This window comes from Mesorhizobium sp. B2-5-13 (genome assembly GCF_006440535.1).
GTDB classification, from domain to species: domain Bacteria; phylum Pseudomonadota; class Alphaproteobacteria; order Rhizobiales; family Rhizobiaceae; genus Mesorhizobium; species Mesorhizobium salmacidum.
The window spans coordinates 398,754-421,135 of the sequence record NZ_VFUI01000003.1; the positions used below are offsets into that span (position 1 = coordinate 398,754).

The following is a 22,382-nucleotide window of genomic DNA, read 5'->3' on the forward strand; positions in this document are numbered from 1 at the left end:
GCGGAATGCCCTCAGGCCGCCTGCGCCAAACACTTCGCGCACGTCCCGCGAAATTCGATCACCGCCTTCTTGGCGGCGAAGCCGGTCGAGTTGACCCATTCGTTCAGCCGGTGGTCGACATCGTGGTCGGACATTTCGGTCACCTGCCCGCAGCCGTCGCAAATGGCGAAAGCGGTCATCGAGTGGCTGTGGTCGTGCGGCTCGGCGCAGGCGACGAAGGAGTTGATGCTTTCCAGCCGGTGCACGAAGCCCGACTTCACCAGCGTGTCGAGCGCGCGATAGACCTGTAGCGGCGCGCGAAAACCGCGCTCGCGCAGTTGGTCGAGCAAGGTGTAGGCGCTGAGCGGCCCGCTGGCGGTCTCGAGTTTCTCGAGCACGCACAACTGGTTTTTCGTCAGCACATCCCTTGCCGCCATGATTCCACTTGTCCTGCACCGTTTGCGGCCTGCCTGCGCGTGCAAACGGCCCGATCCCATTCAGATAGCGACGAACCGCCGTCTTTGCTACTCCTCTGTTGCCGTCCCGGTCAGTCGATGACGCGCGGGCACATTGGTGACGGCGGGATCGATAGCGCCACGGTGTTCAAGGATACTGGCGGAAATCTCGACGAAGGTAGCCAAGGGTGTGCCCGGCACCATTGGCCGGCCGACCCACGCGGCGATCAAGGCCGCCTCAGGGAGGCCGGCCACGCCCTGACTGGACTTCATCCGTGAAAGGCCGGCGCGAGCAATTCCGCCAGCCTTTATTAGCCGGCTTCATCTATTTCCTCGGCGGACCTTTGCGCTCGGCGGAGGCCGCCCACAGATTGATGTCGGACTCGCGCGCGTACGTATCGATCTCGGCCAGTTCGGCATCGCTGAAATCGAGCACCTTGAGCGCGCCGACGCAGTCCTCGACCTGCTCGGGCCGGCTGGCGCCGATCAGCGCCGAAGTAACCCGGCCCCTGCGCAGCACCCAGGCCAGCGCCATCTGCGCCAGCGTCTGGCCGCGCTTGCCAGCGATCGCGTTGAGCGCCTTGATGTTGGCGATGGTGCGGTCGTTGATGAAGGCTGTCTTCAGCGACTTGCCTTGGGACGCCCGGCTGCCATCGGGAATGCCGCCGAGATATTTATCGGTCAACATACCTTGCGCCAGCGGCGAGAACACGATGGAGCCGACGCCGAGCCCTTCGAGCGTATCGAGAAGGCCGTCTTCCTCGACCCAACGGTTCAACATCGAATAGCTCGGCTGGTGGATGACGCAGGGCGTGCCCAGTTGCCTCAATATGTCGGCGGCCTCGCGGGTGCGCTGCGAATTGTAGGACGAGATGCCGGCATAGAGTGCCTTGCCCGAACGCACCGCATGGTCGAGCGCGCCCATGGTTTCTTCGAGCGGCGTGTCGGGATCGAAGCGGTGCGAATAGAAGATGTCGACATAGTCGAGGCCCATCCGCTTCAGGCTCTGGTCGAGACTGGCCAGCATGTATTTGCGCCCGCCCCATTCACCGTAGGGACCCGCCCACATTTCATAGCCGGCCTTGGTCGAGATGATCAGTTCGTCGCGATAGGCGGAAAAATCGGTGCGCAGGATCTCGCCGAAAGCCGCCTCGGCCGAGCCGGGCGGCGGCCCATAATTGTTGGCCAAGTCGAAATGGGTGATGCCGAGGTCGAAGGCCTTGCGCACGATCGCCTGCTTGGTCCGATGCGGCGTATCGTCGCCGAAATTGTGCCACAGCCCGAGCGAGATCGCCGGCAGCTTGAGGCCGGACCGACCGCAACGGTTGTAGATCATTTTTTCGTAGCGGTTCTCAGCGGCGACATAGGTCATGGGAAATCCTCGATCTGAACGGACAGGGCACCGCATCGCAGAGGCGATGAGCATGCCCGTACCCCATCCTTTACCCCCTCCCCGGAGGAACGGGGAGGGGGGCAAGCAAAATTATCGATAATCTTCGCGACCTATTTCTTCTTGGCCAGAAGATCCTTGGCTTGCTTGACGCCAAGCGCGGCCGGGCGCTCGCATGTGGTTTGCATGGCGACGAACTTGCCGGTTTCGCCCGAGCGCAGGAGGCCGGTCATGACATCGACGGCATGCAGCGCGAGTTCCATCGAACAGCGGTGCGGCCGGCCTTCAGCGATCGCCAGCGCCATGTCGGCGAGGCCCGATGTGCGGTAATTGGCCATCATGCCCTGGCCGTGCATCTCATTGGGGATGCCAAGCGGGTGCTTCCATTTCGGCAGCTTCTTGGCCGGCTTGCCTTCTTCGGTGAAGCGCACGTCGCCACCGAAGAAGTTCGGATCCGGCACGAACACCGTCCCGGCCTCACCATAGAGTTCCATCGGCGCGTGGCCGTGAGCCCAGACGTCCCAGCTGGTGTTCAGCGTCACCACGGCGCCGTTCTCGAATTCGAGCAGGCCGTGAATGGTGGTCGGTGTGTTGACCGGGATTTTTTCACCCGCGCGAGGCTTTGAGCTGATGGTCCGCTCCTTGGCCGGAGTCGTCGCGAAAGCCGCCACCTGCTTCACCGGCCCGATCAGCTGGATCAGATTGGTGATGTAATACGGCCCGATGTCGAGCACCGGCCCGGCACCCGGCTGGAAGAAGAAATCGGGATTCGGATGCCAGTGTTCCATGCCGTGGCCCATGACGTGGCAGGTGCCGCTGGTGATCCTGCCGAGCTTTCCCTCGTCGATCAGCTCACGCACCAGCTGGTGCGCGCCGCCCAGGAACGTGTCCGGCGCCGAACCGATGCGCAGCCCCTTCTTCTCGGCCCGCGCCTTGAGGTCCTGGCCTTCCCTGAGCGACAGCACGAACGGCTTTTCCGAATAGACATGCTTGCCGGCATCGAGCACCTGCTTCGACACCTCGTAGTGCACGGCCGGAATGGTCAGGTTGACGATGATGTCGATGTCGTCGGCCTTGAGCAGGTCCTCGACGGTCTCGGCGCGGAGCTTGAATTCCTTCGCCCGCGCCCTGGCCACATCCATGTTGATGTCGGCGCAGGCACGCATCTCGATGCCGCGAAACAGCGGCGCCAGCGAAAAATAGGCCTTCGAGATGTTGCCGCAGCCGATGACGCCAATACCAAGTTTCTTTGCCATGGTGGTTGTTCCTAGTAGCTCTTGACGGTCGCGATCGAGCGGCGGGCGAAGCGCTCGATGTCGTTGGGATTGTCCTGTTCCATGACAAAGTATTTTGCCGCGCTCTTGGCCCGCAACACCTTGATCAAGCCGGCCCAGTCGATTGTGCCATGCCCGACATCCGACCAGCCATCCTCATCCAGCCCCTCGCCAGGCTTCGCCATATCCTTGACATGGACGGCGACGATGCGCTGGCCGTGCTTCTCGATCCAGGGTAGCGGGTCGGCGCCGCCGCGCACCACCCAGGCAACGTCCATTTCCCAGCCAATATTGGGGGCGGACGACAGGATATGGTCCTGCGGCAGCGAGCCGTCGGCGAGCGTCTTGAATTCGAAATCATGGTTGTGCCAGGCAAAGCCATAGCCGGCCTTCGAGGCCACGTCGCCGACCTTGGCCAGACGCTCGCCGAAGGCGCGCCAGCCGGCGGCGTCGGATGGCCTGTCCTCGGCCATCAGATAAGGGCAGATCAAAAGCTTGACGCCGAGCGTTTCGGCGATCCTGCGCACGCCGTCGAAATCCTTCTCCAGCGCATCGATGGAAAAATGCCCGGTCGGCATCGAAAGGCCGTTCTTGTCGAGTTCGGCGCGGAAGGCCTTGGGATCGTCATAGACGCCGCCGAAGCCTTCGACCTCGGCGTAACCGAGCTTGCCGAGCATTTCGAGCACATCGGTCCAGGGCAAGAAATTGCGAGCGCTGTAAAGTTGGAATGACCAGTTCATCGTCTCTGTCCGTTCTGCTTGGGATTGTCTTTGGGAGGATGGTTTTCTTGGGAGCTACATGCGGTTTCCGGATGGGGTGTCGAACAGCGAGGCGCGGGCGGGATCGAAACCGATTCGGATCGGATCGCCATTGCGCAGCGTTTTTTCCGCCTCGACACGGAAGGAAAAAATGCGGCCGGCGAGCTTCGTCCACACCAGTGTATCCGAGCCCATGGGCTCGACGATCTCGACGGCGGCATCGGTGGCAAAGGGCATGGAATTCGCGGCCTCGCCAAAGGCAACGTGCTCCGGCCGGATCCCGAACACGCAAGGCCCGCTCTTGTCGCCGGTGCCGTCGAAGCTGTAGCGATCGAGCGGTATGTTCAAATCCCCGGTCTTGAACACTGCCGTCGTGCCGGTCTCCAACTGCCCCTCGACGAAGTTCATCGCCGGTGAGCCGAGGAACCCGGCAACGAACCGGTTGACCGGACGGTTGTAGATGATTTGCGGCGCGTCGAGCTGCTGGATGACACCGCCCTTCATCACCGCTATGCGATCGGCCAGCGTCATCGCCTCGATCTGGTCATGGGTGACGTAGATCATCGTGTTCTGCAATTTACGGTGCAGTAGTTTGATCTCGACGCGCAGTTCGGAACGCAGCTTGGCATCGAGATTGGACAGCGGTTCGTCGAACAGGAAGACGTCGACATCGCGCACCAGCGCCCGCCCGATGGCTACGCGCTGGCGCTGGCCGCCGGAGAGTGCGGCCGGCTTGCGCTGCAAAAGCGGCTCGATCTGCAGGATCTCGGCGGCCCGCGCGATGCGCTTGGCGATCTCGTCCTTGGCGATGCCGGCGACGCGCAGCCCGAAGGACAAGTTCTTCTCCACCGTCATCTGCGGATAGAGCGCATAGGACTGGAAGACCATGCCGATGCCGCGGTCCTTGGGCTCTTCCCAGGTGACGTTCTTGCCCTTGATGAAGATACGGCCTTCGGAAATGTCGAGCAGGCCGGCGATGCAGTTGAGCAAGGTCGACTTGCCGCAGCCGGAGGGCCCGAGCAGCACGATGAACTCGCCTTCGGCGACATCGAGGTTGAGCGTCTGCAGCACCGAGATGGCGCCGAAGTTCAGCGACAGATCCTGGATCGAAACACTGGTACCGTTCGCCGCCATCGCCATCACCCTTTCACCGCGCCGGCGGCGATGCCGCGCACGAACAATTTGCCGGAAATGAAATAGACGATCAGCGGCACCAGCCCGGTCAGGATGGTGGCGGCCATGTTGACGTTGTATTCTTTCACGCCTTGCACCGAGTTGACGATGTTGTTGAGCTGCACCGTCATCGGATAGGTGTCGGGGCGGGTGTAGACGACGCCGAACAGGAAGTCGTTCCAGATGCCTGTCACCTGCAGGATGATGGCGACGACGAAGATCGGCAGCGACATCGGCAGCATGATGCGCAGATAGATGCCCCAGAAGCCGGCACCGTCGACGCGCGCCGCCCGGAACAGCTCTTCCGGCATGGAGGTGAAATAATTGCGGAACAGAAGCGTCAGGATCGGCATGCCGAAGATGGAGTGCACGATCACCAGACCGGTAAGGCTGCCATAGAGGCCGATCTCGCGCAGGATGATGACGATGGGATAGATCATCACCTGATAGGGAATGAAGGCGCCGACGATCAGGATGACGAAGAACGTGTCGGCGCCCTTGAAGCGCCAGTTGGCCAGCGCATAGCCGTTCACCGAAGCGATGGCGATCGACAGGATCACTGAAGGAACGGTGATGCGCACCGAGTTCCAGAAACCACGGGAAAGCCCATCGCAATTCAGGCCGGTGCAGGCCTGCGACCACGCCTTGACCCAGGGCTCGAAGGTGATCTCGAGCGGCGGCGAGAAGATGTTGCCGAGTCGGATCTCCGGCATGCCCTTGAGCGAGGTGACGACCATCACATAGAGCGGCAGAAGGTAGTAGAGCGCGACCACCACAAGCGTGCCGTAGAGGAAAATGTTGCGGCGCGAGAACATGTGCCGCGGCTTTGGCCCGCTCGGGCCGGCGGCATCATCCCGCGGGTTTGACGACGTGGCGGACAAGGCGACGGCATGGTCAGACACGCTTGCGGCCTCCGAATTCGAGATAGGCCCACGGCACGATGACGATCATCACCGACAGCAGCATCATGGTCGAAGCGGCAAAACCCTGGCCGAGGTTCTGGGCGAAGAACATGTAGTCGTAGACATATTTGGCCGGCACTTCGGAGGCGATGCCCGGCCCGCCGCTGGTCTGCGCGACAACGAGATCGTAAACCTTCACGATGCCTGACGCGATGATCACTAGCGTGGTGATGAACACCGGCCGCATCATCGGGATGATGATGAACAGATAGGTCTTCCACATGGGTATCCCATCCACCCGTGCGGCCTTCCAGATGTCCTCGTCGATGCCGCGCAGGCCCGCCAGCATCAGGCACATGATCAGCCCTGTGCCTTGCCAGAGCGCCGCGATCGATATGCCGTAGATGACGATGCTGGAATTGTAGAGCGGATTGAAGTCGAAGCTGGTCCAGCCGAGGCTTCGTACCACGCCCTGGACGCCGAAATCCGGATTGAGCAGCCATTGCCAGACAAGGCCGGTGACGATGAAGGAGAGTGCGAAGGGGTAGAGAAAGATGGTGCGGAACGTGTCCTCGAAACGGATCTTCTGGTCGAGCAGGGCAGCCAGGAGAAACCCGATCACCAGCGAGAACACCAGTGAGATCACGCCGTAGATCAGAAGATTCTCGATCGAGATCAGCCAGCGCGGCGTCGCCCACAGCCGGTAATACTGGTCGAGCCCGACGAAATTCAGCCGCGGCAGGAGCTTCGAATTGGTGAAGGAATAGAGCACCGTCCATGCGGTGCCGCCGACAAAGACCACCATTGCGGTGAGGATCATCGGGATCGAAGCGACCTTCGCATTGAGATTGCGGAAGAGTTGGCTCGGGCGTTCGCTCTTGCTCATCGGTACAGTCGTGCTGGATCGGATAAGGGCGGAAAGTCAGCACGCCTGGGCTCCCGACCCTGCCTGGCAAGGTCGGGAGCGAGGCGGCTCATCAGTCGTCAGTCAGCCGAGGCGATGATGTCGGCGAAGCGCTTCTGCGCATCTTCGAGGCTCATGTCCGGCTTGGCGAAGAATTCGGAGAAAAGGTCCTCCTTCTGCTTCTGGCTGTCCTGCGAGAGCAGCTGGTCCGTCCATGGGATGACCGCGCCCTTGGCCAGGATAGCGAGGCCCTTCTTCATGCAATCATTGGCCGCGTTGAGGTCGACGTCGCCGCGCACCGGCAGCGAACCCTTCTTGAGGTTGAAGGCAACCTGGGTCTTGGGATCGAGCAGGGTCTCGGCCAACACTTCCTGCGCCTTGGCCTTGTCGGCGTCCTTGAGCAGCGGGAAGTAGAAGGCGTCGCCGCCCGTGGCGATGACCTCGTTCAGGCCAAGGCCGGGAAGGCAAGTATAGTCCTTGCCGGCGGTCTTGCCGGCGACCTGGAACTCGCCTTGCGCCCAGTCGCCCATGATCTGGCCGCCGGCCTTGCCTGTGATGACCATGTTGGTGGCCTGGTTCCAGTCCTGCACATTGGTGTTCTTGGCCATCTTGCGCGCGTCGTCCGCGGCCTTGAAGACCTTGGCGACTTCGGGACCGGCGGCGAACTTGGCGTCCTTGTCCTTGTAGACCTTGAGGAAGGCGTCGGTTCCACCGACCGCGGCAAGCAGCACGTCGAAGGCGCCCGATGCCTGCCAGGCCTGCCCGCCAACCGCGAGCGGCACGACGCCTGCCTTCTCCAGCGCCGGGGCCGCGGCCACATACTCATTCCAGTTCTTCGGCACCGGAACGCCGGCCTTCTCGAAGGCCGCGTTCGACAGCCACAGCCACTGCCAGGAATGGATGTTGACCGGCACACAATAGATCTTGCCGTCGATCGTGCACGAGTCGAGCAGGCTCTTGGGCCGCACCACCTCCGTCCACTTGCCCTTGTTGGCGACATCGGTGAGGTCACGCATCAGGCCGGCCTGCACCAGCTCTTCCGCTTGCCGGCCATGGTTGAATTGGGTGGCCCCCATCGGATCGCCGCCGGTGATGCGGCTGATCATGATCGGCCGCGCCGTGCCGCCGGATCCGGCGATGGCGCCGTCGACCCAGTGATTGCCGGTGGCGTCGAATGCCTTGGCGAGTTCGGCGACCGCTGCCGCCTCGCCGCCGGAAGTCCACCAATGGGTGACTTCCAGATCGGTCGCGGCCGCCGGCCCGGCGAAGTTGAGCGCAACCGTCGCTGCAAACGCAGCGGTCAGGAATTTATATCGCATTTCGGCTTCCTCCCAGAAATCTGAAACGTTACAGATTTTCGATACGGCAATTGAAGACTATGCGCAACCCCTTCCGGCAAGAGTCCGTTTGATATTTTTCGAGCCGCGAACAAAATCGTTTCGTTGCGGCCTTATTGTGCGACGCAATGAGCAAGAGTGCGCTGCACAATGAGCAAAAGCAGCAAGAAACTTGCTAGGAGCATGCTTCCCCCTGAATCCCAACGATTTTTCGCCAGCGGTTGACGATGTCTTTCCGTCTCCGCGAGCACCCACTTTTACACCGATCGTGACAAGCTGTAACGTTTCAGTATATTGCTTCCAATGCAGATGACGCGCCATGGGAAGCGGCCCGCAACATTGCCGGGCTGCCCGGCGGCTGCTATGCGCCTGATGGGCGGGACGGATGGACAGACAACGCACGGACAAGGATGACGTGGCGACGGCACAGGAGCGGCCGACGCTGAAGACGCTTGCGTTCATGACCGGCCTCGGCGTCACCACCGTCTCGCGCGCCTTGAAGGACGCGCCCGAGATCGGCGCAGAGACCAGGCGTCGTGTCCAGCTCGTGGCCAAGCAGATCGGCTATCGGCCGAACCGCGCCGGCGTGCGCCTGCGGACCGGCAAGACCAATGTCATCAGCCTCGTGCTCAACACCGAGCACGAACTCATGAGCTTTGTCTCCGACATCATCTATGGCGTGACGGAAGTCATCGCCGACACGCCCTACCACCTGATCGTCACACCCTATTCGCGCTCGCAGGATCCGCTGGATCCGGTGCGCTATCTTGTTGAGACCGGCTCCGCCGACGGCGTCATCATTTCACGCACGCAGCCGAACGATCCCCGCGCCCGCTACATGCTGCAGCGCGGCATTCCCTTTGCCACGCATGGCCGCACCGATATGGGGCTGGTGCATCCCTATCATGATTTCGACAACTACGCCTTCGCGGCCGAGGCGGTGCGCCACCTCGCCGGCATGGGCCGCCGCCGGCTCGCTTTGGTGACGCCGCCGGTCGGTTTGAGCTACTACCGTCATACGGTCGACGGCTTTGCCGACGCGCTGAGCGAAGTCGGCGCCAGCGAGGTGCCGTTCAACACCGTCTCTATCGACCACTCGATCGAGCAGATCAGGATGAGGACGGCGCAGCTGATGCGGCGCGACATCAGGCCGGACGGCATCATCAGCAGTGCTGCAGCCGCGACGCTCGCTATCGTCGCCGGCATCGAGGATGCCGGCCTGAAGCTCGGCCGCGACGTCGACGTTGTGTCGAAGCAATCGTCGGAACTGCTGCATCTGTTCAGGCATGAATTGCTGGTCGTCAACGAAGACTTCCGGTTGGCCGGGTCCGAACTCGCCCGCTCGGTGCTCGGCTGGATCGGTGGTGCCGCGCCCGGCTCGCTGCAGAGCCTGAGCGAGCCGAAGGGCGTCGTGGCCTATCGGCGCTCCGGCGAATAGACTCCTTTTTTACGCAATTCCGGACGGAAACCGCCACGCAATCTCCTGGAATTGATCTAGCCAGCCGCGCCGCTGCCCCACGGCCCGTGGAACGCACCCTGTTCGCCAATGCGCTCGAAACCATGCGCACCGAAGAAGTCGCGCTGCGCCTGGATCAGGTTCGAGGTACCGCGGCCCTGGCGGTAGCTGTCGAAATAGGCAAGCGCCGAAGACAGCGCCGGCACCGGCGCACCGGCCTCGGAAGCCCTCGCGACGACACGTCGCAGCGACGGATGCGCCTCCTGCATCATGGTGATAAAGGCCGGCGCCATCAAAAGGTTGGTCAAAGCGCCGCCGCTGCCGAACGCTTCGGCCATCGTGTCGAGCATCTGCGAGCGGATGATGCAGCCGGCGCGCCAGATCTTGGCGATGGTCGGCATCGGCAGGTTCCAGTTGAACTCCTTCGAAGCGCCGCTCATCACCGCAAAACCCTGCGCGTAAGCGGCGATCTTGCCGGCGAACAGCGCCAGTTCGAGGTCTTTCAGCAGCGCGTCCTTGTCGCCGGAAATTTTCGTCACGCCGATATTGCCATAGGCTTTTTCGGCTGCCTGCCGTTCGTCCTTGATCGACGACAGCACGCGCGCCGCCACCGCCGCTTCGATCGCTGTCGCCGGAATGCCGAGCTGCTGCGCCTCGATGACGGACCATTTGCCGGTGCCCTTCTGGCCGGCGCGGTCGAGGATGATGTCGACCGCCGGCTTGCCGGTCTTCGGATCGTCGGCGGCGAGCACCTTGGCGGTGATCTCGATCAGGTAGGAATTGAGCCGGCCCTTGTTCCAGTTGGAAAACACCGTGCCGATCTCTTTCGGCCCCATGCCCAGACCATCGCGCAGGATGCCGTAGATCTCGGCGATCATCTGCATGTCGGCATATTCGATACCGTTGTGGATGGTCTTGACGAAATGTCCGGCGCCGTCAGTGCCGAGCCAGGCGGCACAGGGCTCGTCGTTGAACTTGGCGGAGATGGCGGTCAGCACCTTCTCGACACGCTTCCAGGAGTCTTCGGTGCCGCCGACCATGATCGACGGTCCGTGGCGTGCGCCCTCCTCGCCGCCGGAGACACCCATGCCGATGAAGGTCAAGCCCGAGCCGGACAGTTCCGAGAAGCGCCGCATCGTATCGCGGAAATTGGCATTGCCGGCATCGATGACGATGTCGTTGTCGGACAGCACGCCGCGCAAGGCTTCGATCTGCTCGTCGACCGGCTTGCCGGCCAGCACCATGATGATGATCGGGCGCGGCGGCCGGATCGCTGCGGCGAGTTCCTCCAGACTGTAGCAAGGAATGACCATGTCCCTGAGCGCACCGGCATTCTCGACGAAAGCGTCCGTGCGTGCCTTGGTGCGGTTGAAGACGGCGATGCGGTGCCCGTGCTCGGCGATGTTCAGCGCCAGGTTGGAGCCCATCGTGCCAAGGCCGATCAGGCCGATTTCGGCTTTTTCCATCGTTTCTTCCCTGTTTCCGGATCTGGTGTTTTCGAGCTCGAGCCCGTTCTTGCCTCGATGCCCATTATTGCTTGGATGATTGACGGGCCTTCAGGCCCGCGTCAACCGCCTCGCCCAATTGTGTTGTCGCGGCCATTACGGCCTGATGTCGATCGGCGCCTCGATCTTCACCATGTCGAAGTCCGAGATCAGTATGTCTATGCGCACCGTCCAGCGGCCGGGAACCGGGATGATGAGGTTGTCGACACGCCAGCTGCCATCGCCGGGCCTGGTTGCCGCGCGCTTCAGCGGCTCGATGCCGGAATCGGGCTTCGACAGCACCAGCGTCACTTCCTTGGCGTCGAGCGGTCCGAAATCGCCGCTCATGATGATCATCGAGGCGGCGACGGGTCCGGCATGGCCAGGCGTGATGCTGAGATCGGCCATCGCCTGCAGCGCGTGGACGTGCACCGAAACCGGCTGGGCCGCGGCGATCGCCAGCGCTCGTGGCGGCGGCGTGAAGCGCCAGCCCGCCGCGACCCCGAAGATCGCCAGCACGATCAGCACTTCGACGCCGACCGAGCGGGTGAGCCGGCGTTGCACCTCGGTCGCTCCCGCCTCGGCCGAAGCGGTGAGCTTCCAGCGATTGACGGCGGCCAGCGTGAACAGGAAGACCAGCAGCGCGAGCTTGATCAGCAGCAACCGGCCATAGGCAGTGTCGACCAGCGCCGAGGGCGTCTGCACCTGGATCACGGCCAACACGATGCCTGCCACGGCAAGCAAGGCGACCACAGGCACGATTGCCCATGAGAAGCGGCGCAGGAATTCAACGGCGCCGGCCGCTTGACGCTTCAGCGAGAGGCCGAGCGGCACCAGAGCGCCGGCCCAGAAGGCGATACCGACGCCATGGACGAAGACCAGCGGCCGTGTCAGCCATTGCGGTTCGGCGGCACTGGCATGGCCGCTGGCGGCAAGCGCTGCGCCCACACCGACCAGCCCGGCAAGGGCAAGCTGCCTGGCGGCCGCGCGCGGTCCGGCCAGCGACAGCAGGCCAAGCCCCAGCGCGATCAGGGCGATCAGCACCGTCCAGCCGAAGCTGGTGCCGAGCCCTGTGCGCCAGACCACCGGCTGCGCCAGATGGGAGAGCGGCGCACCGAGCGCATCGAGACCTTGCAAGACGAGCGACAAGAGTGCCGCCACCAGCCCGCACAGGATCGTCCCGGCAACAAAGCGTTGACCGGCGCGGCCATCCCCGGCCAGCCAGGCAAGGGCGAAAGCGCCGCCAGTGCCGAGGAAAAGGCCGGCATAGAGAACGACCTTGCCGATCCAGATCGCCGACCGCAACGGCCAGTCGACCGCCTCGGAGACGGCTGGAGGCTCGCTTGGCGCACCGATGGAAAACAGCAGCGAACCGCCGACCGGATGGCCATCGGCGGAGATGACACGCCAGCTCAGCACATGCGTGCCGGATTTGAGTGTTTGCGGATTGTCGATCTCGACCGTCTGGTCGCTGAGGCGGAAGGATGTCAGCGGGATCGGCGTACCATCGGGCGTCACCAGCGTCAGCACCAGCGGCGAGACCGGCTCGCTGAAGGTCAGCGAGAACCGCGCCGGCGCCTGCGCCAGCACGGCGCCGTCGGCCGGGTCGGTCTTGATCAGCGCCGCATGGGCAAAGGCCTGGCCTGTCGAGGCCATGACGATGAGCGCCATGAGCACCGCAAAGAGCCCACCAGCCCAGCCGAATCGCTTGCCGGCCATTGCGGTCCTTTGGAGTGGGGATGTTGGGTTCATGCTGCCGCTATGGAATTGGCGGCGCACCTTGCGGACAGGGCGCGCCGCCAGAAAATCATTTCTTCGGCGTGAGCTTGATGCCGGGCGCCGGGGTCTCCAGCGCGTCCTCATCCTGTCCGGCCGCCGGAATCTCGATCCAGCGGGCGGCGGCATCGCCGCATTCCTGCACCACCGGGAAGTAGAGCTTCTGGCCGGCGGGCAGATCGGCCGTCAGCGTCGCCCGGAAGACGAACTCGTCGTAGAATTCATCCGGCAGATTGCCGCCGCTCCAGTCGACTTCCTTGACTCCGTCGGCCACCGCCTGGCCATAGAGCTGGTAGGATTTTTCATATTTGCCCTTCTTGGTCTGCAGTGTCCAGCCGGGCTTCGGCATCGGCTTCACCGCGATCACCCCTTCCGGAATCTGTACACGCACGGCGGTCGTCGCCTTGCCGTCGCAGCCATGCGGCACGCGCAGCACAGCCTTGTAGGTCGAGCCGACGGCCGCCTCCTGGGTTTCGAGCGTGATGTGCGCCAAGGCGGCATTTGTCCCCGGCACGAGAAGCGCGCCGGCCGCCAAAAGATACTTGATCATGATGGTCCCTCTGATTTCAAAAAATGGTGGATCGGCGCGATCAATTGGCGTGGTCGCCCATGCCGCCCATTTCACCCATGCCCTCGACCGCGAACTCGATGCTGACGGCGCCGGCCTTCTCGAAAGTCAGCGTGGCGGCGAATTTTTCACCCTGCTTGGGTTGCCGCTTCAGGCCGATGAACATCAGGTGATAGCCACCGGGCGCCAGCGCCACCTTGCCTCCGGCCGGAATCTCCAGGCCACCGTCAACTGGCCGCATGGTCATGACGCCGTCCTTGACGCCCATTTGATGCAGCTCGGCCTTTTCAGAAACGTCGGAGGAAATCGACAGCAGCCGGTCCGCGGCGCTACCCTTGTTGATGACGGTGAAATAGCCGCCGGCCACCTTGGCGCCGGCGGGGGTGGCGCGCGACCAGGGGTGTTCGATTTCGAGATCGCCCACCTTGAATTCATGCGCCAGGACGGCCTGGACGCCGACGAACAACAGGGCAAAGGCCAGCGTGACAATGCCGAGATCGGCTTTGAACCGAGGCAGGATGCGGCCGAACACAGTGCCCGCCGACATACGGAAAGAATGGGACATGGTTGCTCCATGACGTGATGATCGCGCCGTCGCCGGTCGCGAATGGTTTTGATCTTGGATGAGTACGCTCGCGAAAGGTTCCGCAAGCAAGCAGGCTCAGGCCGCAAGCGGCGGCGCGCGCGGGTTCGATGGGGAGCGTTCGCGGGCGAAGTCGAGATGGGTGGTCGCCGGAAAGACGAAGGCGGCGGTCTCGAAGGAAAGGGATGCAAGCGCGAGCCCCGCATCGGGCGGCGGCGCATAGGCCGGAGAAAACATGCTGCAGCCGAGTGTGCAGCAGGCCGGCAGATGTGACGGGTGCTGGTCGCCGCCGGGAAGCTGGGTGGCGCCGTCGCGGGTACAGATGACATTGCCGAAGGCATCGAGCGGCGCGGCACTCGGCCCGGAGCTGAAGGCGAACGCACCAAGTGTCGACTGGAGCAACAGCAGACAGGCCGCGACAAGCGCGACCGGCATGCACCGTTGTCTCCCCCGGCGGCTCAAACCATCTGCCTCTTCAAACGATCGATGACGATACCTACCACGGCCGGGACAGGTCGAAAATCGCCAAATCGACACTGCGGCAACACGGCAGGATCAGCTCTTTTGGGATGACCGGCTTTCCGGGATCGAGGTCAGCAATGTCTGGCGTGCCGACTTCAAATGCTTGCGGCAGGCGGCATCGACCTTGCCGAGGTCGCGCGACTTGAGTGCCTCGATATAGGCTAGATGTTCGCCGATCGCGACTTCGTTGCGCTCGCGTTCCTGCGCCTTGTTCCACTGGTAGTGGTAGTGGAAAATCATGGCGATGACGTCGTAGAAATCGACGATGAAGCGGTTGCGCGAGGCGCGGTGGATGAGCCGGTGGAGGCGCTCGTCCAGCTCCGAGAACTCATTGAAGCGCGTCGCGATCTCGCGTGCCAGAACGCGGTGTTCCCCCTCCAGCCGGTCGAGATCGCCCCAGACCGGACTGTCCTGCGGCAGCGCAGTGAAGGCGGCGGCCGAGCGCAATTCGAACATTTCGCGGATCTCGGTCAGTTCCAGTGCGAAGGCCCGCGTAAAGCCCTTCAGCACCCAATGGCTGTTGCGGCGTTTTTCGATCAGGCCAAAGCGGGAGAAGCGGATCAGGAACTCGCGCACGCTGGTGGTGCCGACGCCGATCTCGCGCGCCAGTTCGAGCTCGTTGATCTGCATGCCGGCCTCGGCGCCGCCGGCCAGCAGCCTGCGCATGAACGACCGTTCGATAATCTCGGCCAGCGTGTCGGTCTCTTCCTCGGGAAAGAAATCATCGGGACGCGGAGCGCGCAGCACCGTCTTGGCGCGCTTGTTCCAGGCGATCAGTCCGGTCTCTTCCATGCGCGCCAGGATGCTGCGCACCGTCGTACGGCTGACGCCGAGCACCGCGCCCAACTCCGGTTCCGACGGCAGGCTGCGCGTTTCGTCGAGCAGCCTGAGGCAGCGGTTATAGGCGTCCTTATAGACGTTGTTGCTCTTCGACATCCCCTGATCCATTCATGCCCGCTTGCGGCGGTCGGCTTGAAGCGCAATATGTGTTCCAATGACCCTGAAAAGCAGGAATCTCTTTCTCCGGGTCCGGTTCATTGTTCCGGCACCACCACTTGCCTCAGGGCGAACTGCTGCGAAAAAACGATTGACGCAAAACTGTTTTTTCACGATAAAAGACATTAACTCTTAACAGGCGCGTGTCAATCCGCGCATCCCAGGATCACCCAGGAAACGCCCGTGAACGTGTCGAACACCATTCTTCTGTCCCCCGCCGACAATGTCGCCGTTGCCAATGGCCGTATCGAGATCGGCACCACGCTGCCGGGCGGCGCGCTCGCTGCCGCCGTCATCGAGCCTGGCCACAAGGTGGCGATCAAGCCGATCGCCGCGGGTGAAGCAGTCGTCAAATACGCCCAGGCGATCGGCCGCGCCACACAGGACATCGCACCGGGCGAGCATGTCCATTCGCACAATCTGGTCTTCGAGGCCGGCCGCCTGCCGGTGGTGCCGCCGAGCGAGGCCGAGCATGCGACGGAGGCCGACCGCGCCCGCACCTTCATGGGCTATCGCCGCGCCGATGGCCGCGCCGGCACCCGCAACTTCATCGGCATCATCGCCAGCGTCAATTGCTCGGCCACCGTCTGCCATTCGATCGCCGACACCGCCAACAGGACCTTGCTGCCGAAATATCCCGGCATTGATGGCTTCGTGCCGATCGTCCATGGCCAGGGTTGCGGCATGAGCGCCACCGGCGACGGCATGATGGTGCTGCATCGGACCTTGGCCGGCTATGCCCGCCACCCGAACTTCGGCGGCGTGCTGATGGTCGGCCTCGGCTGCGAGGTCAACCAGCTCACGCTTTACGGCCAAAAGGGTGCCGCCGCCGGCAAGCGCCACTTCAACATCCAGGATGCCGGCGGGTCGCGCAAATCGGTGGAAAAGGCGATGGGCGTTCTGGCCGAGATCGCCGAGGAAGTCGGCCAGTTGAAACGCGAACCGATTCCGGTCAGCGAGATCGTCGTCGGCCTGCAATGCGGCGGCTCCGACGGCATGTCGGGCATCACGGCCAACCCGGCTCTCGGCGCGGCGGTCGACATCCTGGCCGGCGTCGGCGGCATCGGCATCCTTTCCGAGACGACGGAAATCTACGGCGCCGAACACCTGCTCGCCTACCGCGCCGCAAGCCCCGAGATCGCCAAGAAACTCGATGGCTACGTGAAATGGTGGGAAGATCACGTCGCCAAGCATGGCGCCTCGATCGACAACAACCCCTCGCCCGGCAATAAGCGCGGCGGCCTCACCACGATCCTGGAAAAGTCGCTCGGCGCGGTCGCCAAGGGCGGCCAGACGCCGCTCAACGGCGTGTTCGGCTATGCAGAGAAGGTCACCGGCAACGGGCTGGTGTTCATGGACACGCCCGGCTACGACCCGGTCTCGGCCACCGGACAGGTCGCGGGCGGCGCCAATGTCATCGTCTTCACCACCGGCCGCGGTTCCTGCTTCGGCTGCCGGCCGACACCCTCGATCAAAGTCGCCACTAACTCGACCATGTATAACCAGATGGAAGAGGACATGGACGTCAATTGCGGCGTCATCGCCTCCGGCGAAAAGACCATTGCCGGCATGGGCCGCGAGATCTTCGAACTGATCGTCGAGACGGCTTCGGGCCGCAAGACCAAAAGCGAGGATTTCGGCTACGGCGATAACGAGTTCGTGCCCTGGCATCTCGGCGCAACGCTCTAATTCGACTGATATCTGGTAGACTGCCCGGCCGCACAAGTGGCCGGGAATAGGGAGATTGTGGATGAAAAAACGCCGTATCGGCCAGACAGCGCTGGAGGTGACCGAAGTCAGTTTCGGCGGCGCCGCGATCGGCGGTCTATACCGGGCCTGTTCGCGTGAGGCGGCTATGGAAACATTGCAGGGCGCGTGGGAAGCCGGCTTGCGTTATTTCGATACCGCGCCCTTCTACGGTTTCGGCCTGTCGGAGCGTCGCTTCGGCGACTTTCTGCGCTACAAGCCGCGTGATTCCTACGTGCTGTCGACCAAGGTCGGCCGCCTGTTCCGCCCGGTGCCGGAAGACCAGGTTCCCGACCACTCCTATGTCGATCCGCTGCCCTTCGCGCTGGACTACGACTATTCCTATGACGGTATCATGCGGTCGGTCGACTTCAGCTATGCGCGCCTTGGGCTAAACAGGATAGACATCCTGTATGTGCACGACATCGGCGTCTACACGCACGGAGTCGAGAAGACCAAACTGCACTTTCGCCAGCTGATGGACGGCGGGCTCAAGGCGCTCGAAGAGCTGAAGCGGGCCGGCACGATTTCGGCCTATGGGCTCGGCGTCAACGAAGTCCAGATCTGCCTCGAAGTCATGCGCCGGGCGCCGCTCGACTGCACCCTGCTCGCCAGCCGTTATTCCTTGCTCGACCGCAGCGCGGAAGCCGAACTGCTGCCGCTGTGCCGCGCGCAACAGACCTCGCTGGTGATCGGTGGTGTTTTCAACTCGGGCATATTGGCGACCGGGCCGGTGCAAGGCGCGCATTTCGACTACGCACCCGCCAGCCACGATGTGCTCGGTCGTGTCGACGCCATGGAGAAGATCGCCGGTGAAGGCGGTTATCCGCTGGCGGCGGCCGCGTTCCAGTTTCCTTTGCACGAGCCAACAGTCGCCACCGTGCTGACCGGCACCGCAAAATTGGCGAACCTGACGCGCAACCTCGAATTGCTCGATATCGACGTGCCGGAGACAGAATATGCCAAGTATCGTCCCTACACCGTGGTGCAGGAACTGCCTTGAAGCCCGCACTTTCGCGATGTCCACAGGGTCGCGGGCGGCTTCACAATATCGCGATCTGGAAGAATGAACATTCCATATTGACTGGAGTATGGAATTAATATTCCATACTCCCTCAGAACGGAAACGGGAGCGCCCGACCAAGACTGGAGAGAGCCGACGCCGGTAGGAGTCGTTGTCAGACCTTTGGGAGAGTTGGCCGGAAACACCGCTTGCATCGGCTGGATCGATGGACTATCAAAACAGTGCAACTGTTTTTTATTGATAAAGTTCTGTTTGGGCCACGCCTATCCGAACCGGGCTTCCGTAACGTTTCACCAGGCGACTTAGGGAGGATCCTATGAAATTCGTGACCAGCATTCTCAACCGCCGCGCCGTCCTGGCCCTGGCGGCAGCCTCGATGCTCACCGGCGTCATGCATACCGCACCGGTTTCGGCGGCGGACGTGACCATTCCGATCATCGTCAAGGATACCACGTCCTTCTACTGGCAGATCGTCCTGGCCGGCGCCCGCAAGGCCGGCAAGGATCTCGGCGTCAATGTGCCGGAACTCGGCGCCCAGGCTGAGACCGACGTCAACGGCCAGATCTCGATCCTCGAGAACGCCGTCGCCGGCAACCCGGCCGCCGTCGTCATCGCGCCGACCGAAGCCAAGGCGCTCGGCAAGCCGATCGACGAGGCCGCGGCCAAGGTCAAGGTCATCGGCATCGACTCGGGCGCCGACTCCAAGGCCTTCACCTCGTTCCTGACCACCGACAACGTCCAGGGCGGCCGCGTCGCCGCTGACGGTCTCGCCGCCGCGATCGGCGCCGCCAACGGCGGCAAGGTCGAAGGCAAGGTTGCGCTTATCACGGCGCTCCCTGGCGCTGGCTCGCTCGAACAGCGCGCGCAAGGCTTCAAGGAACAGCTCAAGGCCAAATATCCCGGCCTCGAACTGATCGCCGACAAATACGCCGACGGCCAGGCCACCACCGGCCTCAACATCGCGACCGACCTGATCACCGCCAATCCGGACCTGAAGGGCATCTTCGCGTCAAACCTGATCATGGCGCAAGGCGTCGGCCAGGCGATCGCCGAGAACAAACTTGCCGGCAAGGTCGGACTGATCGGCTTCGACAGCGACGAGAAGCTGATCAAGTTCCTCAATGACGGCGTCATTTCGGGCCTCGTCGTCCAGGATCCGTATCGGATGGGCTATGACGGCATCAAGACGGCGCTCGCCGCTTCGAAGGGCGAGAAGGTGGAGGCAAATGTCGACACCGGTGCCAATCTCGTGACCAAGGACAACATGAAGGATCCCAAGATCGACGCGCTGCTCAATCCGAAGCTCTGAGCAGCCAGTGTTCAAAAATCGTTTCCGGGGCGTCGCGCCCCGGAAACATCCGCCGCCACGAGCGGCTTGGCAATCGGCCGGCTTCGGCTAGGCTGTTTGAAAAGACGATCACAGCCTCGCCAGGTGCCAGCCGCGGGGCCAATCTGGGAGGATCGCCATGACGCCGACGGCGCACGAACTGCATCCGGCTCCCGCGCTGGAGCCCGGCAGGACCATCCTCGAATTGCGTGGGCTGGAAAAGCGTTATCCCGGCACTCATGCCTTGAAGCCGGTGGACCTTGCCTTCAAGGCAAGCGAGATCCACGCCATCGTCGGCGAGAACGGCGCCGGCAAATCCACGCTCATCAAGCTTTTGACCGGCGTCATGCCGCGCACCTCCGGAGAAGTGATCTGGGAGGGTCAACCGGCTGCACTGGCGACCCCGCATGAGGCGATGGCGCTCGGCATCAACGCCGTCCACCAGGAAGTCGTGCTCTGCCGTCACCTCACGGTCGCCGCCAACATGTTCCTCGGCGAGGAGAATTCGCGCTTCGGCATCCTGCAGCAGCGCGCCATGGTCAAGGAAGCGCAGAAGATCATCGATGATCTCGGCTTCGACTTGCCGGCGCATGTCACATTGGGCGATCTGACCATCGGCCAGCAGCAGTTGATCGCCGCCGCCCGCGCCACCGTGCGTGGCACCAAATTCCTGATCTTCGACGAGCCGACCGCCTACCTGACCCGCAAGGAGGCCGACCAGCTCTTCACCTTGATCCGCCGCCTGAAGACCGAGGGCGTGACGATCATCTATATCAGCCACCGCATGGAGGAAGTGTTCGAGCTCGCCGATCGTGTTTCGGTGCTGCGCGACGGCACGCTGGTCGGCACCAGGAACATCAGCGAGACCAACGATGCAGAACTCGTCAAGCTGATGATCAACCGCTCGATCGAACAAATCTACCACAAGGAGCATTTCACTCCCGGTGCGGCGATCATCGAGGCCAGGAACCTCTCGGGCAAGGGCTTCGAAAACGTGTCGATGACGGTCCGTGCCGGCGAGATCGTCGGGCTCTACGGCCTGATCGGCGCCGGGCGCAGCGAATTCGTCACCACGCTCTACGGCCGGCACAAGAAGTCGGCCGGCCAGGTCCTGTGGCAAGGCAAGGATGTCCAAATCAACTCCGAGCATGACGCGATCAAGCTCGGCATGGCGCTGGCGCCGGAAAGCCGCCGCGACCAGGGTCTCTGCCTCAATTTGCCGGTTGGCCTCAACCTCAACCTGCCGATCTACAAGCGCATCTCCAGCAATTTGTTGATCTCGAACGCGAAAGAGAAGGCCGAGGCCGACCGCCAGATTGCTGGCCTCAGGATCAAGACTCCGACGCGCCATGCGTTGGCTTCCAGCCTGTCCGGCGGCAACCAGCAGAAGATCGTTATCGGCAAATGGCTGGCGCACGGCGCCAAGCTGTTCATCTTCGACGAGCCGACGGTTGGCGTCGATGTCGGCACCAAGGCCGAAATCTACCGCCTGTTCAGCGCGCTCTTGTCGAAGGGCGCCGGCATCATCCTGATCTCGTCCTATTTGCCGGAGGTCTATGAACTGGCCGACACGCTGCACGTGTTCCGCCGCGGCAAGCTGGTGGCCACGCACGGGTTCCACACCGCCGATCACGAGGACATTCTCACACAGGCGCTCGCCGAGAAACAAGAAAAGCTGGGAGGAAAGACATGAGCACCGAGGCGATTCCTGCCGAAAAACCGAAGCGCAATTACAACGCCCTGTTCGGACTGACGCTGCTGGCGCTGCTGGTGCTGCTGTGGGTCATCCTGTCGTTGTCCACATCGAGCTTCGCGTCGGCCAACAACATCTCGAACCTGCTGCGTCAGGGTTCGATGATCGCCATTTTGGCTGTCGGCCAGACCTTCGTCATCATCACCGGCGGCATCGATCTGTCCGTCGGCGCGGTGGTCGGCTTCGCAACCGTCATCGCCGCGATGCTGATCAATGCCGGCGTCCCAGTCTTCCTCGCCATCCTGCTCACCTTGCTGGTCGGCGTCGCCATCGGCCTCTTCCATGGTTTTGGCATCGTCAAGATGGGCCTGCCGCCCTTCATCATCACGCTGGCGACCCTGACGTCGCTGCGCGGCATTGGCCTCTTGATGACCAACGGCAATTCGATTTCGATCAACAATGATGCTTTCCAGGAATTCTCGCGCAACTCCTTCCTCGGCGTTCCCAATCTGTTCTGGATGGTCCTGCTGGTCGGCATACCCGCCTATGTCTTCCTGCATCACAGCCGCTGGGGCCGGTACCTGTTCTCGGTCGGGTCGAACGCCGAGGCCTCGCGCCTGTCCGGCGTCAACGTCCAGCGCACCATCTTCATGGCCTACACGCTGTCGGGTCTCTGCGCGGCCTTCGTCGGCGTGCTCTTGGCTTCGCGCATCGGCATCGGCAATCCGACGCAGGCCGAAGGCTGGGAATTACAGGCGATCGCCTCGTCGGTGATCGGCGGCACCTCCCTGTTCGGCGCGGTCGGCTCGGTGCACGGGCCGCTGCTCGGCGCCTTCATTCTCGCCACCATCAACAACGGCGCCAACCTGCTCAACGTCAACGCCTTCTGGCAGCGTGTCATCACCGGCGTGCTGATCATCGTCATTGTCTATTTCGACGGCCTGCGCCGCCGCAGCGGCAAGTAGTCAACGAGCCGAAAACGATCTCCGGCCCGGTATCAAAACGGGCCGGCGTTTTCGTAAACCCAAAATGGAC

Annotated in this window: 20 protein-coding genes; 6 read left to right on the top strand and 14 right to left on the bottom strand. The window is 62.8% G+C overall.

Annotated elements, in window-relative coordinates:
• Positions 1-11: 11 nt before the first annotated feature.
• The 8 genes from FJ434_RS08065 to FJ434_RS08100 form a co-directional block, all read right to left on the bottom strand.
• The gene (locus tag FJ434_RS08065; RefSeq protein WP_140712072.1) at positions 12-416 is read right to left on the bottom strand and encodes a Fur family transcriptional regulator; all 405 of its coding nucleotides are present in this window, start codon (positions 414-416) and stop codon (positions 12-14) included.
• Positions 417-759: 343 nt separating this feature from the next.
• A complete protein-coding gene (mgrA, locus tag FJ434_RS08070) occupies positions 760-1,806 on the bottom strand; it encodes an L-glyceraldehyde 3-phosphate reductase (protein WP_140745171.1) in 1,047 nt (348 codons plus the stop codon).
• Between the two features lie 131 nt (positions 1,807-1,937).
• Entirely contained in the window at positions 1,938-3,080 is a 1,143-nt protein-coding gene (locus FJ434_RS08075) for a Gfo/Idh/MocA family oxidoreductase (RefSeq protein WP_140745169.1), read from the bottom strand.
• Positions 3,081-3,091: 11 nt separating this feature from the next.
• Positions 3,092-3,838, bottom strand: coding sequence for a sugar phosphate isomerase/epimerase (locus FJ434_RS08080; RefSeq protein WP_140745167.1), 747 nt, complete (start codon positions 3,836-3,838; stop codon positions 3,092-3,094).
• A gap of 54 nt (positions 3,839-3,892) precedes the next feature.
• Complete coding sequence (locus FJ434_RS08085; RefSeq protein ID WP_140745165.1) at positions 3,893-4,990, bottom strand: ABC transporter ATP-binding protein; 1,098 nt, start codon at positions 4,988-4,990, stop codon at positions 3,893-3,895.
• A 5-nt stretch (positions 4,991-4,995) separates the two neighbouring features.
• Entirely contained in the window at positions 4,996-5,931 is a 936-nt protein-coding gene (locus tag FJ434_RS08090) for a carbohydrate ABC transporter permease (protein WP_140503031.1), read from the bottom strand.
• Positions 5,924-6,817: a sugar ABC transporter permease gene (locus FJ434_RS08095; protein ID WP_015315676.1), complete on the bottom strand. Its 894-nt coding sequence runs from the start codon at positions 6,815-6,817 to the stop codon at positions 5,924-5,926. The genes FJ434_RS08090 and FJ434_RS08095 overlap by 8 nt, the downstream gene beginning before the upstream one ends.
• A 98-nt stretch (positions 6,818-6,915) precedes the next feature.
• Positions 6,916-8,154, bottom strand: a complete 1,239-nt coding sequence (locus tag FJ434_RS08100) for an ABC transporter substrate-binding protein (protein WP_140745163.1) — start codon at positions 8,152-8,154, stop codon at positions 6,916-6,918.
• A 403-nt stretch (positions 8,155-8,557) separates the two neighbouring features.
• On the opposite strand from FJ434_RS08100, the gene FJ434_RS08105 reads away from it, so the two are divergent.
• Positions 8,558-9,610, top strand: a complete 1,053-nt coding sequence (locus FJ434_RS08105) for a LacI family transcriptional regulator (protein WP_140745161.1) — start codon at positions 8,558-8,560, stop codon at positions 9,608-9,610.
• Positions 9,611-9,666: 56 nt separating this feature from the next.
• Here FJ434_RS08105 and gndA read toward each other — a convergent pair whose 3' ends face one another.
• The 6 genes from gndA to FJ434_RS08135 all read right to left on the bottom strand — a co-directional run bounded on the left by gndA (position 9,667) and on the right by FJ434_RS08135 (position 15,497).
• Positions 9,667-11,094: an NADP-dependent phosphogluconate dehydrogenase gene (gene gndA, locus FJ434_RS08110; RefSeq protein ID WP_140745159.1), complete on the bottom strand. Its 1,428-nt coding sequence runs from the start codon at positions 11,092-11,094 to the stop codon at positions 9,667-9,669.
• Positions 11,095-11,229: 135 nt separating this feature from the next.
• Positions 11,230-12,831 carry a copper resistance CopC/CopD family protein gene (locus FJ434_RS08115; protein WP_246678243.1) on the bottom strand — a complete coding sequence of 534 codons (1,602 nt, stop codon included), beginning with the start codon at positions 12,829-12,831 and terminating at the stop codon, positions 11,230-11,232.
• Between the two features lie 88 nt (positions 12,832-12,919).
• Positions 12,920-13,438, bottom strand: a complete 519-nt coding sequence (locus tag FJ434_RS08120; protein WP_140745155.1) for a YcnI family protein — start codon at positions 13,436-13,438, stop codon at positions 12,920-12,922.
• Positions 13,439-13,478: 40 nt separating this feature from the next.
• A complete protein-coding gene (locus FJ434_RS08125) occupies positions 13,479-14,021 on the bottom strand; it encodes a copper chaperone PCu(A)C (protein WP_140745153.1) in 543 nt (180 codons plus the stop codon).
• A 96-nt stretch (positions 14,022-14,117) separates the two neighbouring features.
• A complete protein-coding gene (locus tag FJ434_RS08130) occupies positions 14,118-14,474 on the bottom strand; it encodes a DUF2946 family protein (protein ID WP_140745151.1) in 357 nt (118 codons plus the stop codon).
• A 120-nt stretch (positions 14,475-14,594) separates the two neighbouring features.
• Positions 14,595-15,497: a GntR family transcriptional regulator gene (locus FJ434_RS08135; RefSeq protein WP_140712096.1), complete on the bottom strand. Its 903-nt coding sequence runs from the start codon at positions 15,495-15,497 to the stop codon at positions 14,595-14,597.
• Positions 15,498-15,740: 243 nt separating this feature from the next.
• Here FJ434_RS08135 and FJ434_RS08140 point away from each other — a divergent pair, with 243 nt between their 5' ends.
• The 5 genes from FJ434_RS08140 (at position 15,741) to FJ434_RS08160 (ending at position 22,312) form a co-directional block, all read left to right on the top strand.
• Positions 15,741-17,246 carry an altronate dehydratase family protein gene (locus tag FJ434_RS08140; RefSeq protein ID WP_027144671.1) on the top strand — a complete coding sequence of 502 codons (1,506 nt, stop codon included), beginning with the start codon at positions 15,741-15,743 and terminating at the stop codon, positions 17,244-17,246.
• 61 nt (positions 17,247-17,307) lie between these two features.
• Positions 17,308-18,306: an aldo/keto reductase gene (locus tag FJ434_RS08145; protein WP_140503052.1), complete on the top strand. Its 999-nt coding sequence runs from the start codon at positions 17,308-17,310 to the stop codon at positions 18,304-18,306.
• Positions 18,307-18,643: 337 nt separating this feature from the next.
• The gene (locus tag FJ434_RS08150; RefSeq protein WP_140745149.1) at positions 18,644-19,636 is read left to right on the top strand and encodes an ABC transporter substrate-binding protein; all 993 of its coding nucleotides are present in this window, start codon (positions 18,644-18,646) and stop codon (positions 19,634-19,636) included.
• A 157-nt stretch (positions 19,637-19,793) separates the two neighbouring features.
• Positions 19,794-21,347, top strand: coding sequence for a sugar ABC transporter ATP-binding protein (locus FJ434_RS08155; RefSeq protein WP_140712102.1), 1,554 nt, complete (start codon positions 19,794-19,796; stop codon positions 21,345-21,347).
• Entirely contained in the window at positions 21,344-22,312 is a 969-nt protein-coding gene (locus FJ434_RS08160; protein ID WP_140745146.1) for an ABC transporter permease, read from the top strand. Before FJ434_RS08155 ends, FJ434_RS08160 begins: the two co-directional genes overlap by 4 nt.
• Positions 22,313-22,382 lie beyond the last annotated feature (70 nt).

What these genes read in the sequence shown, in the direction of transcription:
- FJ434_RS08115 (WP_246678243.1), bottom strand. Translation starts at nt 12,831, where the DNA reads ATGGCCGGCAAGCGATTCGGCTGGGCTGGTGGGCTCTTTGCGGTGCTC.
- FJ434_RS08160 (WP_140745146.1), top strand. Translation starts at nt 21,344, where the DNA reads ATGAGCACCGAGGCGATTCCTGCCGAAAAACCGAAGCGCAATTACAAC.
- FJ434_RS08100 (WP_140745163.1), bottom strand. Translation starts at nt 8,154, where the DNA reads ATGCGATATAAATTCCTGACCGCTGCGTTTGCAGCGACGGTTGCGCTC.
- FJ434_RS08130 (WP_140745151.1), bottom strand. Translation starts at nt 14,474, where the DNA reads ATGCCGGTCGCGCTTGTCGCGGCCTGTCTGCTGTTGCTCCAGTCGACA.
- FJ434_RS08080 (WP_140745167.1), bottom strand. Translation starts at nt 3,838, where the DNA reads ATGAACTGGTCATTCCAACTTTACAGCGCTCGCAATTTCTTGCCCTGG.
- mgrA (WP_140745171.1), bottom strand. Translation starts at nt 1,806, where the DNA reads ATGACCTATGTCGCCGCTGAGAACCGCTACGAAAAAATGATCTACAAC.
- FJ434_RS08105 (WP_140745161.1), top strand. Translation starts at nt 8,558, where the DNA reads ATGGACAGACAACGCACGGACAAGGATGACGTGGCGACGGCACAGGAG.
- FJ434_RS08085 (WP_140745165.1), bottom strand. Translation starts at nt 4,990, where the DNA reads ATGGCGGCGAACGGTACCAGTGTTTCGATCCAGGATCTGTCGCTGAAC.
- FJ434_RS08120 (WP_140745155.1), bottom strand. Translation starts at nt 13,438, where the DNA reads ATGATCAAGTATCTTTTGGCGGCCGGCGCGCTTCTCGTGCCGGGGACA.
- FJ434_RS08095 (WP_015315676.1), bottom strand. Translation starts at nt 6,817, where the DNA reads ATGAGCAAGAGCGAACGCCCGAGCCAACTCTTCCGCAATCTCAATGCG.
- FJ434_RS08125 (WP_140745153.1), bottom strand. Translation starts at nt 14,021, where the DNA reads ATGTCCCATTCTTTCCGTATGTCGGCGGGCACTGTGTTCGGCCGCATC.
- gndA (WP_140745159.1), bottom strand. Translation starts at nt 11,094, where the DNA reads ATGGAAAAAGCCGAAATCGGCCTGATCGGCCTTGGCACGATGGGCTCC.
- FJ434_RS08065 (WP_140712072.1), bottom strand. Translation starts at nt 416, where the DNA reads ATGGCGGCAAGGGATGTGCTGACGAAAAACCAGTTGTGCGTGCTCGAG.
- FJ434_RS08075 (WP_140745169.1), bottom strand. Translation starts at nt 3,080, where the DNA reads ATGGCAAAGAAACTTGGTATTGGCGTCATCGGCTGCGGCAACATCTCG.
- FJ434_RS08145 (WP_140503052.1), top strand. Translation starts at nt 17,308, where the DNA reads ATGAAAAAACGCCGTATCGGCCAGACAGCGCTGGAGGTGACCGAAGTC.
- FJ434_RS08135 (WP_140712096.1), bottom strand. Translation starts at nt 15,497, where the DNA reads ATGTCGAAGAGCAACAACGTCTATAAGGACGCCTATAACCGCTGCCTC.
- FJ434_RS08150 (WP_140745149.1), top strand. Translation starts at nt 18,644, where the DNA reads ATGAAATTCGTGACCAGCATTCTCAACCGCCGCGCCGTCCTGGCCCTG.
- FJ434_RS08155 (WP_140712102.1), top strand. Translation starts at nt 19,794, where the DNA reads ATGACGCCGACGGCGCACGAACTGCATCCGGCTCCCGCGCTGGAGCCC.